The 20593-nt window shown below is 39.6% G+C and carries 18 protein-coding genes; 7 read left to right on the forward strand and 11 right to left on the reverse strand.

Annotated elements, in window-relative coordinates; all coding sequences use genetic code 11:
- From JIG37_RS04785 to JIG37_RS04795, 3 genes are read right to left on the reverse strand one after another with little or no spacing between them, the layout of a single operon-like run.
- Positions 1-1758, reverse strand: a complete 1758-nt coding sequence (locus JIG37_RS04785; RefSeq protein WP_199528815.1) for a hypothetical protein — start codon at positions 1756-1758, stop codon at positions 1-3.
- Positions 1759-1774: 16 nt separating this feature from the next.
- On the reverse strand, positions 1775-4090 hold the full coding sequence (locus tag JIG37_RS04790; protein ID WP_138599373.1) for a carboxypeptidase-like regulatory domain-containing protein: 2316 nt from the start codon (positions 4088-4090) through the stop codon (positions 1775-1777).
- Positions 4091-4100: 10 nt separating this feature from the next.
- Entirely contained in the window at positions 4101-5513 is a 1413-nt protein-coding gene (locus JIG37_RS04795; protein ID WP_228290655.1) for a glycerophosphodiester phosphodiesterase, read from the reverse strand.
- Positions 5514-5732: 219 nt separating this feature from the next.
- Here JIG37_RS04795 and dgt point away from each other — a divergent pair, with 219 nt between their 5' ends.
- Together dgt and JIG37_RS04805 are read left to right on the forward strand one after the other, a co-directional pair.
- Positions 5733-7190 (forward strand): dGTPase, encoded by a 1458-nt coding sequence (gene dgt, locus JIG37_RS04800; protein ID WP_199528816.1) that lies wholly within the window; start codon positions 5733-5735, stop codon positions 7188-7190.
- A gap of 109 nt (positions 7191-7299) precedes the next feature.
- Positions 7300-9555 (forward strand): hypothetical protein, encoded by a 2256-nt coding sequence (locus tag JIG37_RS04805; RefSeq protein ID WP_199528890.1) that lies wholly within the window; start codon positions 7300-7302, stop codon positions 9553-9555.
- A gap of 237 nt (positions 9556-9792) precedes the next feature.
- On the opposite strand, the gene JIG37_RS04810 is transcribed toward JIG37_RS04805, so the two are convergent.
- From JIG37_RS04810 to JIG37_RS04820, 3 genes are all read right to left on the reverse strand, one after another.
- Positions 9793-10488 carry a hypothetical protein gene (locus JIG37_RS04810; RefSeq protein ID WP_138618960.1) on the reverse strand — a complete coding sequence of 232 codons (696 nt, stop codon included), beginning with the start codon at positions 10486-10488 and terminating at the stop codon, positions 9793-9795.
- Positions 10489-11347: 859 nt separating this feature from the next.
- A complete protein-coding gene (locus JIG37_RS04815; protein ID WP_138602694.1) occupies positions 11348-11629 on the reverse strand; it encodes a putative quinol monooxygenase in 282 nt (93 codons plus the stop codon).
- Complete coding sequence (locus JIG37_RS04820) at positions 11626-11847, reverse strand: DUF2798 domain-containing protein (RefSeq protein WP_058584444.1); 222 nt, start codon at positions 11845-11847, stop codon at positions 11626-11628. Before JIG37_RS04820 ends, JIG37_RS04815 begins: the two co-directional genes overlap by 4 nt.
- Before the next feature lie 81 nt (positions 11848-11928).
- On the opposite strand from JIG37_RS04820, the gene JIG37_RS04825 reads away from it, so the two are divergent.
- Positions 11929-12783: a LysR family transcriptional regulator gene (locus JIG37_RS04825; protein WP_199528817.1), complete on the forward strand. Its 855-nt coding sequence runs from the start codon at positions 11929-11931 to the stop codon at positions 12781-12783.
- Positions 12784-12824: 41 nt separating this feature from the next.
- Here JIG37_RS04825 and JIG37_RS04830 read toward each other — a convergent pair whose 3' ends face one another.
- Together JIG37_RS04830 and JIG37_RS04835 are read right to left on the reverse strand one after the other, a co-directional pair.
- Positions 12825-13550 carry a hypothetical protein gene (locus JIG37_RS04830; RefSeq protein WP_199528818.1) on the reverse strand — a complete coding sequence of 242 codons (726 nt, stop codon included), beginning with the start codon at positions 13548-13550 and terminating at the stop codon, positions 12825-12827.
- A 59-nt stretch (positions 13551-13609) separates the two neighbouring features.
- A complete protein-coding gene (locus JIG37_RS04835; RefSeq protein ID WP_199528819.1) occupies positions 13610-13966 on the reverse strand; it encodes a hypothetical protein in 357 nt (118 codons plus the stop codon).
- Positions 13967-14055: 89 nt separating this feature from the next.
- Here JIG37_RS04835 and JIG37_RS04840 point away from each other — a divergent pair, with 89 nt between their 5' ends.
- Positions 14056-14271, forward strand: a complete 216-nt coding sequence (locus tag JIG37_RS04840) for a hypothetical protein (protein WP_199528820.1) — start codon at positions 14056-14058, stop codon at positions 14269-14271.
- 29 nt (positions 14272-14300) lie between these two features.
- Here the strand turns inward: JIG37_RS04840 and JIG37_RS04845 are convergent, their stop codons facing one another.
- Positions 14301-14822: a hypothetical protein gene (locus JIG37_RS04845; protein WP_199528821.1), complete on the reverse strand. Its 522-nt coding sequence runs from the start codon at positions 14820-14822 to the stop codon at positions 14301-14303.
- Between the two features lie 180 nt (positions 14823-15002).
- Between JIG37_RS04845 and JIG37_RS04850 the strand changes: the two genes are divergently transcribed.
- From JIG37_RS04850 to JIG37_RS04860, 3 genes are read left to right on the forward strand one after another with little or no spacing between them, the layout of a single operon-like run.
- Positions 15003-15170, forward strand: a complete 168-nt coding sequence (locus JIG37_RS04850; RefSeq protein ID WP_199528822.1) for a hypothetical protein — start codon at positions 15003-15005, stop codon at positions 15168-15170.
- Entirely contained in the window at positions 15171-16007 is an 837-nt protein-coding gene (locus JIG37_RS04855) for a hypothetical protein (RefSeq protein WP_199528823.1), read from the forward strand. It begins immediately after the preceding gene.
- A gap of 3 nt (positions 16008-16010) precedes the next feature.
- Positions 16011-18056, forward strand: coding sequence for a DNA phosphorothioation-associated putative methyltransferase (locus tag JIG37_RS04860; RefSeq protein WP_199528824.1), 2046 nt, complete (start codon positions 16011-16013; stop codon positions 18054-18056).
- Here the strand turns inward: JIG37_RS04860 and JIG37_RS04865 are convergent.
- Together JIG37_RS04865 and JIG37_RS04870 are read right to left on the reverse strand one after the other, a co-directional pair.
- Entirely contained in the window at positions 18029-18460 is a 432-nt protein-coding gene (locus tag JIG37_RS04865) for a hypothetical protein (protein WP_199528825.1), read from the reverse strand. The genes JIG37_RS04860 and JIG37_RS04865 overlap by 28 nt on opposite strands.
- Positions 18460-20586 (reverse strand): AAA family ATPase, encoded by a 2127-nt coding sequence (locus JIG37_RS04870; RefSeq protein ID WP_199528826.1) that lies wholly within the window; start codon positions 20584-20586, stop codon positions 18460-18462. The genes JIG37_RS04865 and JIG37_RS04870 overlap by 1 nt, the downstream gene beginning before the upstream one ends.
- Between the last annotated feature and the right edge of the window lie 7 nt (positions 20587-20593).

A 20593-nucleotide genomic window follows, 5' to 3' on the forward strand; every position in this document is an offset into this window, starting at 1 on the left:
TTAGTTCAATTTGTTAATTTGCTCAGAAACGTTACCAAACTGTTTTGAAAATTTTGTGATCATGCTCTCAAGCTTTTTCACACTACGCTTTAAACGTGAGCCGTTTATTAAGCTATAAATAAAGCCCCAAACGCCTGTAACCACACTTAATACAATAAACACAACAACCGGAAGCCCATCTAAATGTTCGACCACTTGCGGGTAATTATTGAGTAAATCAATCCCGGCATCTGGTACGAGTGTATTTATCAACGGGTAAAAATCTTGAGCATCAAAGTACCACGCTAGCCCTATTGACGTAAGGCCAAGCAGTACCATACGGTTAAAACCATGTACCATACCAAAGCTACGTACTGATGAGTTGCCATAGGCAATGTCTTTACTCACATTAACCGCATACTCTCGGTAATACTTATAATAACGCTTTGTGTCTACACTGCTGTAGGCGTAATACACCCAATCGCCGATATCAACTGAGCCCAATAAATCTTCACCGGCTTTAAAAACAAACGGCTCACCAGTGGCCGTTTCAAGCATAATTTCGCCTTTTAAAGTCGTGCTACGATTGCGATATACCTCTACGCGCTCTTTTACATCGCTACCCACATACATGCCACCTCGATAGGTGGTTGTTGTTTCAGTGGTGGTTACTGTTTCACGTGTTTCATTGGCATGTGCGCTTTGCTCTTTTTCTAATACTTTACCAAGCACAGCACGATGACGAATAGTGCCTTTTTCGTTACGTGCCCAAACATTTTTATGCACGTAATCGTTTTCATACGCAAGACTATATTCATCCATAATGGCATGCTCAAGCTCAGCGATACTAGTTGGTTTGGTTATAGTTGGCTCTAACGCTTTTTGAATGCTAATAGCTTGCTCATCATCTTTTGCAAGCGACTGTTCGTTTGCAGCAATCGCTTCAACATGTTGCTTAGCACCACAGCAATAGCAATGTGCCGCATCTTGGCTGATACGCTGCTGACACGAGATACAAATAACATCTGACTTACTCGGCGTTCTTGCCAGCATGTTATAACCCAATTGATTTAGGGTGGTCGATAGCATCACATCTGTTGCCGCTAAAATCGCATCATACTTTGCTTCTTGTTTGGCTTTGGCTTTTTTATGGTAGTTTTGCTCTGCCATAAACACCCCAATTGCCACAGGCAATGACGCAAGTAGCGCAGGCAAAAACTCAAGCTTTGCAGCGAACAACATGATTAAGAATGTAATAACACTTAGCACCAGCCACAATATCGTTCCACCAGTGTAGTTTCGGCTAATGGTTTTGTCCCAGCTGCGATATTGTTGATCGGCAAAATGCACAATCACAACTGGCATAAAGCGGTCATTTTTAACTATCCGCCTAGCATTGCCATCAGCAATGCGATAATTAAGCGTTAACGGTGTTTCCTGAAAAGCAGTGATCACATTACCCTTTTGTAGGTTAGCAATTACATCTTTTTCTGCATCAACACTAAACTCATGAATAATGCCGTCTTTGTCTTCTACTTCTAGCCACCAATAACCATATAACATGTTGTCGTTATTGGTTTTATAGCGGCGCTTATAGTAATACATTGACTTCACAACACCTGTAATCGTACCCGCTTGTGGCGCATAGTTTTTTACATCAACCAGTAAATCAGGGTTGAGTTCCTCAACCGTGTGCATTTGTCTTTTTTGCTCAAGTGCTTCTCCACAATCACAACAGTGGAGGTCGGTGGCATACACCGTATTTTGGCAATGTTGCATTTTCATTCCTTGCTAATTACTTGCTTAAATCAATGGTTAATGTTTGTTCACCAGCATCAACTTGGTGCCAACGTCGATACGTTTTATATCCAGGCGCCGATACTTGAATATCATAAGCACCCGTTTTTAACGTCATGCCAGGACGATACTTCGGGCCGATATTCATGATACGAATTGTGGCATTCGCCGCATTCGTGGAGATTGTTAACTTAGTTTTTTGCTCAACCATGTATTGTCTGCGCTGCTGTTGTTCTGCACTTAAGTTGGCATCGCCATGACGCAAAATATCAACCTTAGCTAAAGCATGGCTCACTGGACTAAAACTCTCGTAAATATGCAGTTTTTCTTCAAATTCTAAGCCTAGAGGATGCAGCAAAGGCTGGGCATGCAAAGTCCAACGAATCGCATAACTAAACACCGGATTGCTCGATTCATCGACCTTGTCTAAAAAGTAGTTAACAGGGCTTTGGTCGTCTTCAGTAAAGGTGTTATGCACAAACATTACTGGCACTATCAAAATCAGCGCTGGCATAATCAGCTTTTGCAAAACAGATACAGCAGTGGTTGGTTGCTTTTCTTGCTGAGGTTTAATCAATTGCCATAGTTTTAACGGCAGCTTGCTAAAGGTTAAGCAAATCAAAAACAGTGACAACGACATCGAAATAGGCGGAATAATCACCGAACGGAGTGCTTGTTTACCGTACTCAGCATACTCGCCACCATCTGCAAATTTACCTTCTGAACTATTAAGCATAGCTAGGTATTTGTCGGTGCGTTTTGCAATGTTTGGATCAAGCACCTTGTCTTTAAAGTTCTTTTTATTCCAATCGGCGCGAATGTTTTTCACATATAAATCGCCCATTCTGTCGGCAATTTTAGCTTGAATTTGCGGGTGTAACTGAAACGCAACCCAGCTTAAGTTTGGCTCTAAGCTCATGCCACGTTTACGCATTTCGCTTTGCCATTGTGCATTCGCTTCGTTGGTAACTTTGGTTGCGACTGCATTAGCAAACGCTTGGCGTTGATTTACATTCCAATTGCTTTCAAGTTGTAAACCTTTACTAGCAAAGTGTGCTCTAAGCTTGTTTTGCGTTGTTTCGTGAGTACGAAACGCCACTAAGTTTTCAACCGTAAACGGGTAACCTGTCTCGCTAACAAACATCTTATGAAAGTTCGGATGCTGTAAAAAACGCAGTTGATAATGATCGGGATCATCGGTGTATTTGTAGCGTTTATCCTTAAGACCACCATCGCCACCGGTTGCTAAACTTGCCGCTTGCAGAGCTGTATAAACACCGCCAGTGAGCACTCCCATCAAAATAGTGCCTGCGGCATTTTCTGCAGCCGAGATTTCTTCTTCGATAAGCCAGTAATCAGGCTCTATATAGCCAATACCCGCTTTTAAAATAGTGCTTCGGTAGTCTGCTGCTTCGCGCTCATAGCAGCGATTACGGCGATCTTTTTCGCTGCTCTTATCATAACGCTCACGGCATTTAGCTATACTGTGATGGTAATCATAAATCTTAGGGCCATACTTTTGCGCTCGTGCCGATGCTTTGGCAATGTGGGCTTTTTGTGCTTGCTGATACTTGCTCCAGCCACTGTTGATCTCTTGCTCAACTTGCTGCCAATAACCTTGTTCACGTTCACCTATTCCAGCCAAAGTGTTGTTATACTTTTTACTGCCATCAGCATAGGCTTTGTATTTAACCACCAGCTCATCATATAGCTGGCTGTAGTTTTTATAATGTTTATCAAAATCTTGATACGCTTTCTTCTGCACAAAAGCAGCGATGATCTTACGTTTATCTTGCTCTAAATTATCTGAAAGTGCGGCGTCGCTATACAGTAAGCCACCAAATAGCGCCAAAAAGGTTAAGTTCTCTGAACTATGTAATTGCTCAGGGTTATAATCGAGATCATTCACTTTAATCGAGTTAATTGCTAGAGCATCACGCAGTGCTGCACTGTACGTAGCAAACTGACGTTGCTCTGCTGTAGAGGGCTCAATCAAGGTCTTTTCAATTACATACTTCTGGCCAAAAAACACCACTGGCCAAACTAAACACAGTAAAGCGATAAACGAGATAAGTCCGCGGCCAACTTTAGCAACCATGGCTTTAGGTAAAAAGTCAGCTAACAGCAGCGCAACACCTACTCCAGACACTGCTCGGCCATAAATTTCAAGGTGTTCAAGATCTTCTGCCGAAGGGGTACCTAACCCTACTAATGACACTAATTGGGCATTAAAAATTGCTTCGGGTAATAAATATAAAGTAGCTAAAACAAGTAGCAAGCAGCGCCACCAAAACGGCTTTATTAAATCAGTCATAGTTTTGTTCTTATTGTTTTTTACGTAGTTCTAGTTCAACAGCAGGATCTGTTTCTAGGCTAAAGTCTTCATCGGCTTGGCGAGTCCCTATTTCTAAATTAGGCGCTGAAGGAGTCGATGTTACTTTGGGAATATAAGTTTGTGCTTGCGTTGATTTAAGCGTGCCGCCCACCGCAGGATAAAGCTGATTAGCTTTATAAGCATACAGCTCATCTAAGCGTTCTAAATCAAGGTCTGCAGGCATACTAGCAATTAACTTAGCTTCTGGGTCATCGCTAAAAAACGGCTGCATTTTTGGCAACTCGAACACAGAACAAAAACCATATACGGTGTCGTCCATGATCACCGAGTCTGGACGCAGCGAACGTGACTGCGCTAATAAGCTGCGCTCATGATAGTCGTGACCATTAATTGAATATGTAGCAATCATAATGCCGCGCGCTTTAGCAACTGGTTTCAAGCGAGCTGCACTTTGCTTGTAATGACGAATATCAAGCACATAGCCAAAGTTACGTTTTAGCTGCTTTGCCAATTTATCAAGCTTAACAGGGCTGTCGTAACGCTTTTCACGATGGTAACGATTTCCAAGTGCTTGCAAGCTTTCAAGTTCTTCTTTGTTACGCTCATAAATAGGATCGCTCCCAGCACCGCGTTTTAGATCACTTGCTAGCTTATTCATTGAGGCTTTTGCCGGTGATTGAATAAATGCCAAATAAATGTCTGGGTTAATATCGCGCATACGAGTAAGGTTGCGCATTTCTAAGCTACTAAAAAAGTAGTTTCCGCCGCCAACAAACTCATATGCCAAGTAATCAAGCATTTTTAAATCGTTAACTGAGGCCTTTGATTTTATTTCGATATTCAGTTTTTGATGGGGTTTACGATAGCGTGCAAACGTAGCTGCTAGCTCTCTAAATGATGGCGGCATTTTGTCGGTAAGTAGCCCAGTATCTTGATTACGATGACGTAAATAGCCCCACTCTTTTTTGTAGTTCATCGACTCAATTTTACGACGCTTATTATCAACCGTGCCTGTTTCGCGGCCGGTGCGAGCATCATGATGCACAACCCACACATCGTCACGGGTAATACGCACGTCAATTTCAACAACATCAAAGTTGTTGTCGATAGCATCAATTACTGCGTTAAGCGAGTTTTCGGCGTAGCGAATTGAGCCACGGTGACTTTGTAAATTAAAGTTACTGCATTGCCTCGTTGTAGCGTAATTGATATTACCTAGCTGACTTTCGTAAAAACCACGGGCGCGAAGTGCATCCTGTTTGGCCTTAATGGCATTTTTTTCGACTACTGTTAAGGTGTTTTCAGTACTTGTTTCAGGGGTACTTTTACAAGCAGTTAAACCAATACAATACAAAAGAATACTGGCTAGCAGCCATGTTTTTTTAGACAGAGTTTGCATCATTGCTATACAGCCAAAAGGCTTTCCTTTCTAATTCAAGATAATGAAGAAGTGCGTGAAACTGAATAATATATGAATAAAGGACTTAATTTAAAGTAATAACTTTAATAAAAATGAATATTTTAATTTAAGATACAAGCTGTTAGATTAAATTTAATAACTAGCAAAGTTTTGCTAACAACATATAAAAGCCCGATTTTTACCGCTTTGTGGGAACGAAAAATGATCGATTTTGGTAAAAAAATTACCCCAGCACGCGAAATGCGTTCTACCAATAATTTACACACTGCGCTTGAAAGTGATCGGGGTCGTATTATTAACAGTGCAGCAATTCGCCGCTTACAACAAAAAACCCAAGTATTTCCACTTGAGCGCAATGCCGCAGTGCGCTCACGGCTGACTCACTCGCTTGAAGTGCAACAGGTCGGCCGCTTTATTGTGCAAACCATTTTTAATAAACTCAGTGATGTAAAGCAAAAAGAATATGGCCTAGCTGGACTTGAGCGGCCACTAGAAAGCCTCGTTGAAATGGCCTGCCTAATGCACGATATTGGCAACCCACCGTTTGGTCACTTTGGCGAAGCAGCCATTAATCAGTGGTTCGAGAAACACTTAGACTCACTAACCCCAGAGCGCTGTAAAGGCATTGGCATCAGCGTGATTTTTAAACACTTAGCCCAAGATATAAAAAGCTTTGAAGGTAATGCCCAAGGTATTCGTATAATTCATTCATTACTTTCACTAAATTTAACCTACAGCCAAAGTGCCGGAATTTTAAAATATACCCGCCCGGCCAGCATGGCAAAAAAAGACAGCCCACAAGATAAAAACTACTTGATGAAAAAAGTGGGTTACTATTTTAGCGAAAAGCCTTTTGTTGAAGCACTGCAAAATGAGCTAGAGATTGAACAATATTGCCGCCATCCTGCAAGCTACATTATGGAAGCCGCTGACGATATTTCGTATTGTTTAGCCGACATAGAAGATGCGGTCGAAAAAGGCATTATTAGTGTCGAGTCGCTTTGCGACAAGCTAAAAGAGCAATACACCCGCACACTCACAAACCTAACCATAGACGATACCAAACACAGCGACTTTGCCGAAAAAGCCATTGATTATGCGTTAAGTAAAGCGCAAGAGCAGCCATACAATTTTAACAGCGAATTTTTTATTTACCTGCGTGTGACCTTGCTACACCCATTAGTAAGCTACGCAGCAGAACGGTTTATCAGCAACATAGAAGCCATTTACCATGGTGATTTTAATCAAGCGTTATTAGAAGATCGTAGCCATCTGCACGCTGTCACGCTCACCTTAAAACAAGTGGCATTAAAGCACGTTTTTTGCCACAAAGAGGTAGAGCGCTTAGAGCTGCAAGGTTATCGAATCATTAGCGGTTTACTTGATTGCTACAAGCCCTTACTTGCCCTTGACGCCGATGCTTTTAAACGGGTTTTAAAAGGCGATCAACACTACTTAATTGAAACTCGTCTGGTGAAAAAACTATCTAATAAACATTTAAATAGCTATCAAAAAGCCATTGATGCCCTAAAAGCCGAACCTGATCATTTTACCGCCTACGAGTTCTATTATCGCTGCCGTTTAATTCAAGATTACATCAGCGGAATGACCGACCAATTTGCTTATGACGAATACCGAGCGCTCATGGTGATCGATTGACTTTGCTATTTCGCTGAAATTATTTAATGAATGTGGATAAATTGCCCTACTGGGCTTAGAATTAACTCATTGTTTGGGTAACCAGATAAACCTTACTGGTCAGGAAACTATGCCAATTATAAAAACAACTTTATTACTATTACTTGCAAGTCTGAGCTTTACATCAAAAGCACAGTACAACGAAGCTATGTGTATTTTGTTAAAGCAACAAATGCATGAGTATCGTAACAACACTAGCAACAAAAATTATCGTTCAGCTGCCAGAAATTACGAAAAAAATTGCCAAAATCCTACCCCACTCAATAATGGTTCAAACCTTAAAGTTCAGCAACAGCCAACACAACCCGTTGAACCAGTAATTCAGGGTAATAGCACCCGCTCAACTCGACATTCAGGAGCAATACAAGGTACGCCTGAAGAACCAACACAGCCTACAGTTGAGCAAGCATCAGAGATTATTGAGCCGCAACAGCCTGCAGAACAATTACAAATAGAGCCAGAACCACTAGAAACGCAAAATACACAGCTAACACCACCAGTGCAGCAAACAGAAGAGCCCGCTGACGTTGATCGCATTATAATCTCTGATACCCCGACAGAAACTGTGGCCGAGCCTGTAACCTCTCCTGTGATGGAACAACAGCTTGATAACGCAGCGCCTGATAGTTCGCAAAACAGTGAAACTACAGATGTAAGAAAAGCTGTCGAGGCAGAACCTGTTGAGCCAGCATTTACACCGGAGCCTGCTGCTCCTTATGAAAGTGAAAATAGTTCTTCAAGCTCATTATTAATGCCAAGTTTAATTGTCTTGCTAGTACTACTTGTTGCAGGCTTAGTGATTGTTCGTATTCGTCAAAATAAAAATACTGATGCAGACTCAGAGCTTGAGCAAAGCTTAATGCAAGCTAAAGCCCTAAAAGCAGCGGCCCAAGCGCAAGCTTCAGCAGAAAAAGAAGCCGAAGAACTTCAAGCAGCAACGGCTGCCGTACTAAATGAAAACTCAGAGCAGTCACAGCAAGACACTGATTCATTTCCTGACTTCACAAACGAATTAACCGAGAAAAATGATAACGACGATCTCTCTGAACTAATGCATTTTAGTACACAGCATGATAGTGAAAAGCCACAAACCCCATCTACACAAACAGCTGATGATTTTGCTGACGCCAAGCAATTTAATGACCTTGAACTTGGTTACGACGATAAAGACGTAAACGACTCTGATGACGACTTCTTAGATGAGCAACGAGGCCTAGAGCAAGAGCTAAAATTAGCGAGCCTTGCTTCATCTTACAGCATCAATGAAGAAACAGATCCAAAAGCAGAGGAATCTAAACAAGATGAACCTGAACTAGAAGAACCGAGAGATTCCGCTTCGTCATCATTCGGCTTTGATGAGTACACAACTAAAGAACCAATTGCCGACGACGAGCCAGTTTTAGCTGAGATAGAAGCGCTAGAAAAACCTGAAATCGATGAGCTTGAGAAGCCAGAGATTGACGAGCCAAGCTTTACAAGTTCTTCATCATTCGGCTTTGATGAGTACACAACTAAAGAACCAATTGCCGACGACGAGCCAGTTTTAGCTGGAATCGAAGCGCTAGAAAAACCTGAAATTGATGAACTTGAGAAACCAGAGTTTGACGAGCCAAGCTTTACGAGTTCGTCATCATTCGGTTTTGATGAGTATTCAACAAAAGAACCTATTGCTGACGATGAACCAGTGTTAGCCGAGATAGAAGCGCTAGAAAAACCTGAAATCGATGAGCTTGAGAAGCCAGAGGTTGACGAGCCTAGCTTTACGAGTTCGTCATCGTTTGGTTTTGATGAGTATTCAACAAAAGAGCCTATTGCCGACGACGAGCCGTCTAAAGATGACGTGCCTGAATATGACTTATCGTCATTGATGGGTGATGATTTATCGTTTGCTGATCATTTTGCTGATGATAAACAAACAGTCACGGCTCCAAGCACAACAGACGATCACGACGACATCAGCGATGATGATTTAGCAAAAGCCTTACAAGCGCTTGAACAAGAGCTACAGGACGAACCTGCGTCATTTAGCCCTGAAGAACCAACAAAACCTGCTGAAGATACGGTTGATTTGTCTGTCGAACTGAGTAACGACGATATGCTAGAAGAGATGGCTAGTGACTCTGATGAAGCTGATAAAGAAACAAATTTAGAGACCGAGCAACAAGATGACAAGCCGTATAATCCATTTGCAAACTTATCACTTGATCCTACGTGGGATCCAAATTCTGACGAAAAGCCTGTGATAAAAAGTAAAACCAAACAGCCAAAATCACAAGCTCTTATTGATGCAGAAGAACGCGCTAAACAACTTAAAACAGATGAGTGATTAAGTAACGAGAAACGAACCTGTAGCAGATTTTACACCGCGTCCTAGCGCCTAAAGCCCAGTGCCTATTGTTTCCCCCGTAGGACTGGCTTTAGCCGGGAATGGTTTGAGTAAATAACGAGAAGTGAGTTTCGAGAGACGAATGTGTAGCAGCGATTTCATATCGCGTCCTTGCGCCTAAAGCCCAGTGCCTATGCTTGCATGGCGCGCGAAATAAATTTCACGCCTACTATATACTCACTTCACCACAGGTCGTGGGCGCATCAACCAATGAAATATAAAAATCAGCCCAAAAAACACTGATACCGCTAAAACACATAATACAATTATATTGGTCGGTAAGAAGGAATCTGTTGTGTTGCTGTAGCGCTTTAATTGCTGTTGCGCACTCAGTTTTGCTCGTTCTGTTTTACTTGGCAGCACAAACTCATGAAACGAATCTGTCAGCTTAGCTTCAGAACGCGCGATTTGTGTATTCTTTTGCTGCCAGAGCGTATCAAATTTCTGAAATTGAAACTGTTTATTGTCAATACACCAATCTAGATATTTAAGCTCAAGTGGCTGATTAAAGCAGCGTGTTGGCATCACGTAAAAACGTTGCCACGCAGCTTGTTTTTCTAAATAAGCTTTTTGAGACAACGGTTTAGCTAGTTGGTTTTCAAGTAAACTAATATCAGGATTAAAAAGCGCAGCTTTACGGTCAGCTATTTGTTCATTGGTAAAACATGTTTCAGCAAATCGAGCAGATAAGTTCTGAATTTGCTGTTTATAAATTTCTATTTTATCAAGTACATGAGACTTTCTTAACGCAGATTGCAATTCAGCGCGCTCAGTTTGAATACTTTTGCACTCATTAGAAAGGATTGGCTCTTTCGCCCGTGTAGATACAGCTACTAGCAATAGCACTGTAAGCATTAAAGTCCGTTTAAACATGAATTTACGTCACTGTAAAATTTAGAGGTACAGACTAACAGCTTCAAATAAAACTGCAACAAATCTGCGCTAAATTCACCTGAAAGACTGATAAATTGCTAGTTCGATTTATGTTCTCACAAAGTGAAAGAGCAATAACAAATCTGAATATTAATTCTTACCAAAGTAAAACTGTTTATCATCCAATGCAAATTGCTCAAGTAACCACACTTTAAACTGCTGCATAACAAATACATAGGCAAAGAACAAACAGTCTCAGCCAAACTGTTTGCAAAACGCCCAATGGCCGCGTGTTTAACCCGCGAAAAAGCCAAACAAATTCTGCATATGCTGTAACCATTTCAACCTTGTAAACTAGGCTACGAATAGCAGTACTTCCCCAGTAGCCTAGTTTTTTACCTGTCGGCGTGAAACTTGTTTTGTACTTTGAGAGTATGAAATTTGAAAGGTTTAAATGGGTTTCTCTATGTAGTGCAAAGCGCCTCGGTGCCCTCTGTGGTTCCAATATTTTTATTCACAAAGAGAAGTGAATGAGAAAACAATGAGATACAGCCAATTAGTTAATTGCCTCTAAAGCGCAGCGCCTCGGTGTACTCAGTGGTTCAATACCTTTATTCACTAAGAGAACTGAATGAGAAAACAATGAGATACAACCAATTAGTTATTTTCCTCTAAAGCGCAGCGCCTCATAATCTCTTTGTGAAATTACCTTTCCTATGTAGCGCGCAGCGCCTCGGTGCACTCAGCGGTTCAATACCTTTATTCACAAAGAGAACTGAACGAGAAGACAATGAGATACAACCAATTAATGCTCTTCTCTAAAGCGCAGCGCCTCTTAATCCTCTTTGTGCATATTAAACTAAAGCTCCTCCACTTTCTCTACCTCAACCGGCTCTGCCAAGGCATTTTCATAAAACGCGAACACCGCTTGGGTATAAGGCTGAGCATAGTGCTCATCAAGGGCGGCTTGCGATTCAAACTGCTCAACTAAAAACAAACAACGCTGCTCTTTACTCGCAAACAACTCAAAACGATGACAACCAGGCTCTGCACGAGTGGCTGCTAAAATACCCTGTAAACGCCCTTTACAGTCGTCAAATAATGCCGCCTTTGGGGTAATTTTTGCCACGATATTAATCATACTGACTCCTTACTAAATAACTTTAAAACCAATGCCCTAATTGGCGGGGCAACCGTAAAAGCCACCACAAACGCAGCAGGCCATGCATTGGCAAATGCCTTCATCCAACTCAGAAAAAATGTATCGCTTAGCCCTAAGTTGACATAAGTGACCCATGCCGAAAGTAAAAACGACATTAAAAACGAAAATGCCGCAGTAAAAGTAAAATGAATTTTCATATGTCCTCCTTGGCGTTACTATATTTGCACAGGCTAAGTGGCAACAGTCACGAAAATGCAAACTAAGATTGAGGGAGTCGTATGCTGGATGATCTGCATTTATTTATTGAAATAGCGCGCCGTAAAAGCATGAGCCAAACAGCAAAAGATTTAGGACTGAATCTTTCAACTCTATCAAGGCGCATTCAGGCATTAGAAGAAAAACTCGCCGAGCCATTACTGCAACGCACAGCCCGCGGCATTGTGTTAACCGCCAAAGGTGAATCACTGTATAACGAGTTAGGCGAGCAGGTGCTTGCTCTTAACAGCCAGCTTGAGCAACTAAATGACTCACCCACCGCAAAAGAGTTTTACCTGTTGTGCCCACAAAACATCATTGCGGGCCCACTGATGGGGGCAGTTAATCAGTTTGCGATGGCAAACCCTGCGCTAAACCTCCACATTTACCCAAGTAATGCCAACAGCCAACTAAGCCAAAAACGTTTTGACTTAGCCATTCGCATCGGCGATCAACAAGACTCAAGCTACTTTCAAAAGCGCCTAGGCATGATCGCAATAAAGCTGATTAAAAAGAAAGATGCCCCAACATCAAGGCTGATATTGCCCTATTCAGAATCACAACTCCCCAGCGGTTTGCTTAACAAATTAAAAACCGAGTATGAACATATAAGCTTTTGTTTTGACATTACAATCGCCAGAAAAATGGTTGAAGCAGGCTATGGCATTGGCTTATTACCCATGAGCGAAATTTGCTGTATAGACGAAACCAGCAACTTTAGTTATATCGACTCCCCCCACGATATTCCCGCAAGGCCAATTTACGCCCTCTGGCCACATTCACGCACACCATCAGCGAATGCCCAGTTGTTGATAGAGCAACTCCAAACCAGTATTGCAAACTCACCGAGTTTACAAGGAGAGGTGTTGAAACTGTAGTTGCGAGGCATCGTAGGTCGGGCTTTAGCCCGTCAAATAACTCAATCTTTAAACCAACGATAAAGACCAAACACAAACAACATGGCCGCAATGCCTGCCAAGGCTAATTGCCAAATTTTAAGGTCATTCAACTTCGTCAACTGCGGACCAACACTCTCATTTAAAGGAGCCGAAGCTTGTTTAACGGGTGCTTCGATTATCGGGCTGTTTATCGCAACTTGGCTTGTGGTTTTATTTGCATTAATTTCTGTAATAGTTGGCTTTACTGTAATAACAATATCTTTATGGCTTGCTTTTGAATTACCGCTCCAAGCAGATTCAAATAGCGCCTTTTGCTCAGCTTTATTTTCGCTACACCATACAAAATCAGCTTGCTGAATTTTCTTCGCTCTACAACGTTTTGGTAATTGATAAAATTGCCCCCAAGCTTGGCGCTTTTTATCGTCATTATATGAATTTGAATACACCGTAGAGTTATGTACTTTGGTGTTTAAAAGTGCGGTAGGATTCGAGCGATACGTATAATTACCGCCATTACCAGAACTTCTTTTTGGGTGTTTACAGTGTCTCGCCAGCAGCGTAAAAAGCTCATCTAAACGTTGATTCCACCGCTCACCTTGCTTAGCCGTGTAGCTACGGTTCATTCTTTTACGAATGCCCTCGCGCTCAGCCTCAATACTATCGCAGCGACTTTTTGAATATTGCTCATCAGCAACCGTGTTGAAACTCGCAAGCAAAGTAGCGAGTGATAAAATCCATTTATTCATAACATTACATCCGTGTAATTTGGTTGTAATTACTCCCTATGTGTTAGCTAGGGAGGTATTTATTCAATGCTATCTTTTCTTAAGCGATCTTCAAACAACATCTTTTCTGAAATAGATTGCAGCCCCCTTTGAATATCAGTCGGAATAAATCCTAAATTAAGAGCACTAGAGATTGCTAAATCTGAATTTTTAAACTCCCTCAATTGTGCAATATTGCCTAAATAGCTTTCTAATAGCTCAGGTTTTGCCTGCCTATTTAAGTTTTTACGAAAGGTTTCTACAAACCTACGCTCTTCTTCTTTGTCGTCATCTTCAAACCTTTCACAATACACTTTCTTAGCTACTTCAGTGATACTCAACCCAAGCTTATTTATTATAAATTTTATTTCTTTTTGTAATTCTTCGTATTTTTCCATTTTTTGTCCCAAATTGTCCCAGAGTGCTCCGTAAGATGAACTTGCTCTCAAAGCGAAGAGCTATTTTTAAACTTAAAAAGGATATACTCATGAAAAACATGACTCAAAGTGCCGCTGCACGAATTCAATCAGCTGAAGCAAAAGCAAACAATGGTTTAGTTGCACAAGGCGGTTTTGCCGCAAGAGCACAACGAGCAGCAGCAAACAACCAGCAATCATCACGCCCTGCGCCACCTAATGGACCAAGTAAAACAGGTAACCCATCAGGCCCAGGCAGAGGTAACAATCCTCCGAAATCTAAATAAACTTTTACGCAATAGCGGCATGAATGCCGCTATTTACATTGCTGATAATTTTTTCGAAATACTTTCTTGAACTCACTAGCTTTGGAGCTTAACTCAGCCTCTGGCACTTCTTTCATTGTTTTATCTAAAGCACAAATGCAGTTTTTAGCTAAATACTTCCTTTCATAACGGCTTAAACTTGAACCAGGGTTTGAACAAAAACTAACTATCTCAACAATAGCTCCCGTTGAATAACGGCTTGGCTCAAGTAGCTCTTTATCAAGCTTGTATGCACCTACAGCACCAATAAACAAAGCAAACTTTGCTGTAAAAAGTGGCTTCTTAAACTTTTGATACGTATGACCCGCGAATGAATTTTCGCATTTGTGACATTTAATATGATTTCCGTACTCTAAAGTATTTTCTTCTTCACAGTCAGGGCAAACAATATTGAGTGGGCGTGTGCTAGAAACAGCATTAGATGTATCTTTATCAGCTTCCATTGCTTTCTTATTTTTTAAAATCCATCTGTATAGATTATTGATACTAAATAAATTAATCAATAAAAACATTTGGTTTTACTGGTTTATTATTCTTTTATAATTGATTGCCATCGTAAGTCGGGCTTTAGCCCGTTTCTTGATTCAATTTTGGGTGTGAACACGGGGATAAATCAGCATCCTCTACAAGGCTAAATTTGTCGATGTACAAAGAGTTATGTATATTAATTTTAACTTAGCTGAGGATTTAAAATGACAGAGCAAAATCCAAAAGGTGTTTGGCTTAGCAGCAAAGAAGCGATGAAGCATCTTAAAATAAGCGCTTGTGAATTAATGCACCGCCGTGAGCGAGGTTTGCTTAAGTTTGAAAAACGCGGTCGCGCTTATTTTTATTATTTTGAATACCCAAAGGGAATTTAAGTGTTATTTGAAGACATACTCATTGAGATGCAAGAACAAGATATCAGCATATCTGAACCTCAAGGCTTTCAGGCCTATGCAAAAACTAATAACGTTTCAGCGAATACTGCTGCGAGCATTTCGATAGATTCATTTAAAAAGCTACCTAAGGTACTTAAACAATCAAACGCTATGGTACTCAGGTTAGGATCTCGTCCAAAGGATAACCAAACATACTTTTCATTAGTAAAAACTATTAATGTCCAAGATTTCTTTTTCGATGATGAGTCGCTATTCGGCAAACTGAAGCCAGAGTTATTTTTACCAAATGTTTCAATCCGCAGTCTGTATGCTTTTCAGTTGCTACCTAAGGTCACTGAAACCTCAGTTGTAAATTTAGCCATAGCATCTGGCTTAATGGCTGAAGCTCTTAATCTAGAAGATGACAAAACTATAGTCGTTCCAGCAACAGGGCAAAGTACATTCACTTTTAATTTTAAGCCTCTAGCGAATGAAAACATTGTTCTAGAACATATCAATGGGCAAGTTGAAATCGATGCCGTATTTGTAGCAAAACGGGATGGTAAAGAGCATTTATTTGTTGTTGAGGCAAAACATGGCGATAGATTTGATTCATTAGCAAAGCACAAATTGCTTTACCCCAGTTTAAGCTTGTTACAAAAGCTACCCTCTTCAATGCCAATTGTACCGGTATACCTGAGAAGTATGAAAACTGATAAGGGTATCAACTTCTTTGTGGCAGAATGCTCTCGCATTGTAAATCAACAAGATGAACTATATAGTTTAGATAAGTTGAGACCCTGTAAAGTACAGGCACTGCATTTAGCAAATTATTAAGATATGAATTCAGAGCAATTTAAAGAGTTAGTTAAAAAAGTTAAAGTCGCCAAAAAACTGCCAGATGCAATATATTTTCATAAAGATGCATTCGAACACGCACCTCAAGAAATCGTAAAGTTCATAAAGATTGTTGCCCAAGCTTTAAAGATTGCTGAAGCTGATTACGACTTAGTAAAACTTTTTAAAAATGATTTTAGACTCTCCCTTTTAAGTTACCCTGATTTTTATACCGAATCGTATCCACCACTAAAACAAAGTGTAACGGTAGACCTTGCTAAACTAACTCATAAAGTTACAAGCTACGAAAACACAGACAACCCTCCTATTCTTCATAGAAAAGAAACCATGATCCCATCAGATAGTAATCACTACACTTTATTTTGTGATATCACAGCTGAGGGGGAACAAGCGGGACTTTATGAAAACAGCCGAATGATTGGTTTCAAAAGCTCATGGGAAAGGCTAATTACCAAAAAAGGCTATGAGCTAGTCGATGGTAGGCTTTTTAGACTCTCAGCAGTTACAAAAACTGACGAAGATAAATCTATCGACAGACATTTAACTGCAATAGTTAGACATGAACTATCAGCTCCTCTAAAGACATTAGCAAAGCATGGTTTTTTAGCTGGTGAGCTTTCTATATTTGATTACGGGTGTGGGCGTGGTGATGACCTCAGAGAACTCGAAGCACATGGTTTAGATGCGTTAGGTTGGGATCCTAATTACCGCCCTGATGCAGACAAAGTCAATTCTGACATTGTTAATATCGGCTTCATTATTAACGTTATTGAAGATAGAGATGAAAGAATCGAGGCATTAATAGGTGCTTGGGAGCTTACAGATAAGCTTTTGGTTGTGTCGGCAATGCTTGGAAATGAATCACTAATCAGTCAATTTCAGCCATATAAAGATGGCATTATTACGAGCCGAAATACATTTCAAAAATACTATACTCAAGCTGAGCTAAAAGCCTTTATAGAGATGAGCGTAGACGAAAATGCTATAGCAGTTTCACCAGGTATTTATTACATATTCAAAGATAAAAAGCTTGAACAGCAGTTTTTACAAAATCGACACAAGCGTACATATAAGTGGCAACACTTAACAGCACCAGAGCCTGTAAATGAAGACCAAGCACGTATCTTGTTTACACAACATCACTCACTCTTTGAGTCATTTTGGTTAACTTGCTTAACTTTAGGGCGCTGCCCAGCAAATGATGAATTTGATAAAAGTGATAAGTTAAAGGAAGTAATAGGCTCAAATAAAAAAGCATTACAATTAGCTTTAAAATGGTTTGATAAAGAAGAGCTTAAAACTGCTGAAACAATGCGTAAAGAAGACTTGTTACTTTATTTTGCTTTAGCAATGTTTGAAAAAAGGAAACCTTACACCCAACAGCCAGAAGACTTAAAGCGAGACATAAAAGCTTTTTTTGACACTTACAAAATAGCTCAAACTCAAGCTACCGAACTTTTGTTTCAAATTTCTGATAGTGAATTAATCCAAGAGCTTTGTATCGAAGCCAATAAACTATTACCAGCAAGCAAAATTGACTTTGAGAATAACGAACCTCACGCACTAACCTTTCACAAAGATTTTATTGATTTATTACCGCTTGTATTACGTATCTACGTTGGCGCAGCCTTACAAATGTACGGTGAGCTTGATGACATACAACTTATAAAAATTCATATGCATTCAGGTAAGGTAACACTGCTAGGTTATGAAGGGTTTTATGACTCGCCTCTGCCACAGCTGAAAGAGCGCGTAAAAATAAAAATGGCTGAGCAAGATGTAGATTTCTTTGATTATGTCATTAAAGAAAAGCGACCTCTTTTACTCAATAAAGTTGAGTATATTGATAACACTTTTGATGATTATAAAAAGCAAAAGGCGTTTAATAAACGCCTTTTTACGTTGTTACAAAATCACAAAAAACTTGAGATTACAACTCTATCCTCTTTAACCCATTTACTAGATAGCATCAAATTTAGAGTGAAAGGTTACAGATTATTTCAAGAAGTAAGACCTTCAAGTTCATAATATATATTCCACAAAGGAGTACCCTCGGTATCTGCTAAAATATTTAACAGCATCGGTATTCCTGCATTCGCTAAGCCAATACACACATCGAGCATCTTTTTGGGTTCTAATAAAACACTAGGATCATTTGTTGTTGCTAGTGCAATCATCTGTATTTGTGAAACTCTATAAGAATTACGGCTTAATATCTCAGCTGTAATAGCATTGTATGTATCCCTCTCCTTCATAGGAGTAAGGCCTTCTTTGAAGGCTAGACATAAAGCCATATACCAAAAGTCTACCTGTCTATCAAAAGGAGTATTCTCTCTTGACTCAGCATTACCACCTGTTGACACATACGTCTTAATTTTTTCCTGATACACTTTAGGCATTTCAATTTGATACTGAGCAAATATGTTATCCATCAAGCTCTCCTAGCAATTAAATTAGTTTGGTCGGTTCTTTCACAAATGTCACAAAACTCTCTATGGCTACACTCACATATAGTTGTAACACCTTGAATTTTAGGTTTATTCCTTAACATTTTAGGATAGTGACCTGAGAAAGAAAGGGTTACGGACTTACCAGCGTATTTATCAAGTAATTCTTCAACCCCTTTAATTTCATCAAAAGTTAAGAACATAACAACTTGTGACCCTTCGCTAATAAGATTCTCTAAAAGAGAAGACTTAACTAAACCAGATGTCATGCCTAATGGCGTATCTATTATATTAGTTGCTTTTACATTACTAACTTTTGTTAGAGCTAATATAAAAGATAGTGATATTGCTCTCCTAGAGGCTCCATTTAGTTCAGTATCAGGATTTAGTGGTTGGTCATTGGGACCGTATACTTTAATATCAAAGTCTTGGCTTAACTCCGCTCTTCTTATCATCCCTTTAGGGTTCATCCCTGTATCGGCGCCTATCATAGAAAGAAAAATCCGATTCATTTCTATACTAACTTTTTCTAACTCAGTAGTTTTTATCTGCTCAAAAACATTTTCATAAATTGTATTTAAAGCTACTGCCAATCTATGCTTCCCACCAGCAGTGTTCTTTTTATTTAGTCTGCTTGAATATAATTCAGCATCCTTTTTTAGAAGAGTATTACTTTCCCTTCTTCTAGTTATTTCGTCTTGATTGATAGTGATCTCATTATTAACTTCACGTAACTTTTGAGTATAAATTTTTTCTTGATCACGTAATGAAATTAACAAATCATCGTTAAGCTCATCTATCATTGCTTGCTTTTGCATTAACGTTTCGGTAGAACTTCTGTAAGCGTTATCCGCGTTAAAATAGTTTTGCGTGTAAGAGTCATAATTTTCATTCCAAGATCCTTCAGGCAAATAGTCTTGAGATGCAAAGTATAAAGAAGATGCTCTGTTATTAAGTAAATCAACCTCCCTGCAGTCTTCAATGATTCCATGAATATAATCTCTTTTTTTTGCTCCTTCCGTTGACGCCTCTCTTAAATCTGCACCACAAAGACACTGCTCTCTCTTTAGGATGTCATTTAAAACTGGAATAAATTGTTTAGGAAAATTATCACGAGCCTTCATTTCTTTTAGTAATTCAATGGCGGGTTGAATCTTATTTTGAATGAGACTAGATGATAGCTTCTTATTATTTAGTAAAGTACATAACGATTTTATTGAATTTTTTTTAAGTTCTTCAGATGTGCGTTGTTGTTGCTGTGCTTTCTTAACCTCAATGCTCAATGCAGCTTTATTACCGAGCTTTAACTGTTCTTCTATACCTTTCCTAAGTCGAGCTAACTCTTCTTCACATTTAGTCTTTTCTACCAAAAAGTCTTTTAATTCTTCTTCATTTGACTTAATCCAATCATCGTTACTTTGAATTTTGTCTTCAACATCTAGAAGTTTTTTACTATAATCGCTTTTGTCAACTTTACTAAGTAAGCCGCGTTTAACGCTTTTTAATGACGATATTAGAGACTCTAAATCTTTCATAGACAACAAAGACTCTATAGCTTTTTGTACACGAAGTCTCTTTTCACTTCCTGTTGCTGTGCTCTCAATAAATGTTAGAGCCTTATCTCCATCGGTAAAGTAAATATCTTTTAGGTGAGCAGGTAATGCTCTTTCAATAATAGAGTCAATATCTGACTGAATAATTGGCTTAAAACCTTCCGATGTATTTTCATACAACCGAACATCATCATTACTTCTCTTAAAAGTCTTTCGATCCTGTGAAACGAATTCTGTACATTTTCTGATTAACCTATAGACTTTCTCATTTACAACTGTTTTTCCTTGACGAGAGACTGCTTCCTCAGTTTCAAACTCAATTTGAACTTCTATTGGAATTTCGTCTTGTCCTTCCTCAGCAAGGGATAGAGGATATAGCTTTTCAGAAATAAACTGTGAACCATACAACCCCCATATTAAACCACTCATAGCAGTAGTTTTACCAGTCCCATTCTCAGCTCTGATAACAGTTAGTTTTTTATGATCATCTGTAGAAAAATTAATGATCACGTCCCTGAGCAATCGTACATTTTTGAACTTTGCACTAATTAACTTCATTACTACT

This window comes from Pseudoalteromonas sp. bablab_jr010, assembly GCF_016464105.1.
Classification (GTDB): domain Bacteria; phylum Pseudomonadota; class Gammaproteobacteria; order Enterobacterales; family Alteromonadaceae; genus Pseudoalteromonas; species Pseudoalteromonas simplex.

What these genes read in the sequence shown, in the direction of transcription:
- JIG37_RS04845 (WP_199528821.1), bottom strand. Translation starts at nt 14,822, where the DNA reads ATGTTTTTATTGATTAATTTATTTAGTATCAATAATCTATACAGATGG.
- JIG37_RS04850 (WP_199528822.1), top strand. Translation starts at nt 15,003, where the DNA reads ATGACAGAGCAAAATCCAAAAGGTGTTTGGCTTAGCAGCAAAGAAGCG.
- JIG37_RS04840 (WP_199528820.1), top strand. Translation starts at nt 14,056, where the DNA reads ATGAAAAACATGACTCAAAGTGCCGCTGCACGAATTCAATCAGCTGAA.
- JIG37_RS04835 (WP_199528819.1), bottom strand. Translation starts at nt 13,966, where the DNA reads ATGGAAAAATACGAAGAATTACAAAAAGAAATAAAATTTATAATAAAT.
- JIG37_RS04810 (WP_138618960.1), bottom strand. Translation starts at nt 10,488, where the DNA reads ATGTTTAAACGGACTTTAATGCTTACAGTGCTATTGCTAGTAGCTGTA.
- JIG37_RS04865 (WP_199528825.1), bottom strand. Translation starts at nt 18,460, where the DNA reads ATGGATAACATATTTGCTCAGTATCAAATTGAAATGCCTAAAGTGTAT.
- JIG37_RS04870 (WP_199528826.1), bottom strand. Translation starts at nt 20,586, where the DNA reads ATGAAGTTAATTAGTGCAAAGTTCAAAAATGTACGATTGCTCAGGGAC.
- dgt (WP_199528816.1), top strand. Translation starts at nt 5,733, where the DNA reads ATGATCGATTTTGGTAAAAAAATTACCCCAGCACGCGAAATGCGTTCT.
- JIG37_RS04860 (WP_199528824.1), top strand. Translation starts at nt 16,011, where the DNA reads ATGAATTCAGAGCAATTTAAAGAGTTAGTTAAAAAAGTTAAAGTCGCC.
- JIG37_RS04815 (WP_138602694.1), bottom strand. Translation starts at nt 11,629, where the DNA reads ATGATTAATATCGTGGCAAAAATTACCCCAAAGGCGGCATTATTTGAC.
- JIG37_RS04820 (WP_058584444.1), bottom strand. Translation starts at nt 11,847, where the DNA reads ATGAAAATTCATTTTACTTTTACTGCGGCATTTTCGTTTTTAATGTCG.
- JIG37_RS04785 (WP_199528815.1), bottom strand. Translation starts at nt 1,758, where the DNA reads ATGCAACATTGCCAAAATACGGTGTATGCCACCGACCTCCACTGTTGT.
- JIG37_RS04825 (WP_199528817.1), top strand. Translation starts at nt 11,929, where the DNA reads ATGCTGGATGATCTGCATTTATTTATTGAAATAGCGCGCCGTAAAAGC.
- JIG37_RS04830 (WP_199528818.1), bottom strand. Translation starts at nt 13,550, where the DNA reads ATGAATAAATGGATTTTATCACTCGCTACTTTGCTTGCGAGTTTCAAC.
- JIG37_RS04795 (WP_228290655.1), bottom strand. Translation starts at nt 5,513, where the DNA reads ATGATGCAAACTCTGTCTAAAAAAACATGGCTGCTAGCCAGTATTCTT.
- JIG37_RS04790 (WP_138599373.1), bottom strand. Translation starts at nt 4,090, where the DNA reads ATGACTGATTTAATAAAGCCGTTTTGGTGGCGCTGCTTGCTACTTGTT.
- JIG37_RS04805 (WP_199528890.1), top strand. Translation starts at nt 7,300, where the DNA reads ATGCCAATTATAAAAACAACTTTATTACTATTACTTGCAAGTCTGAGC.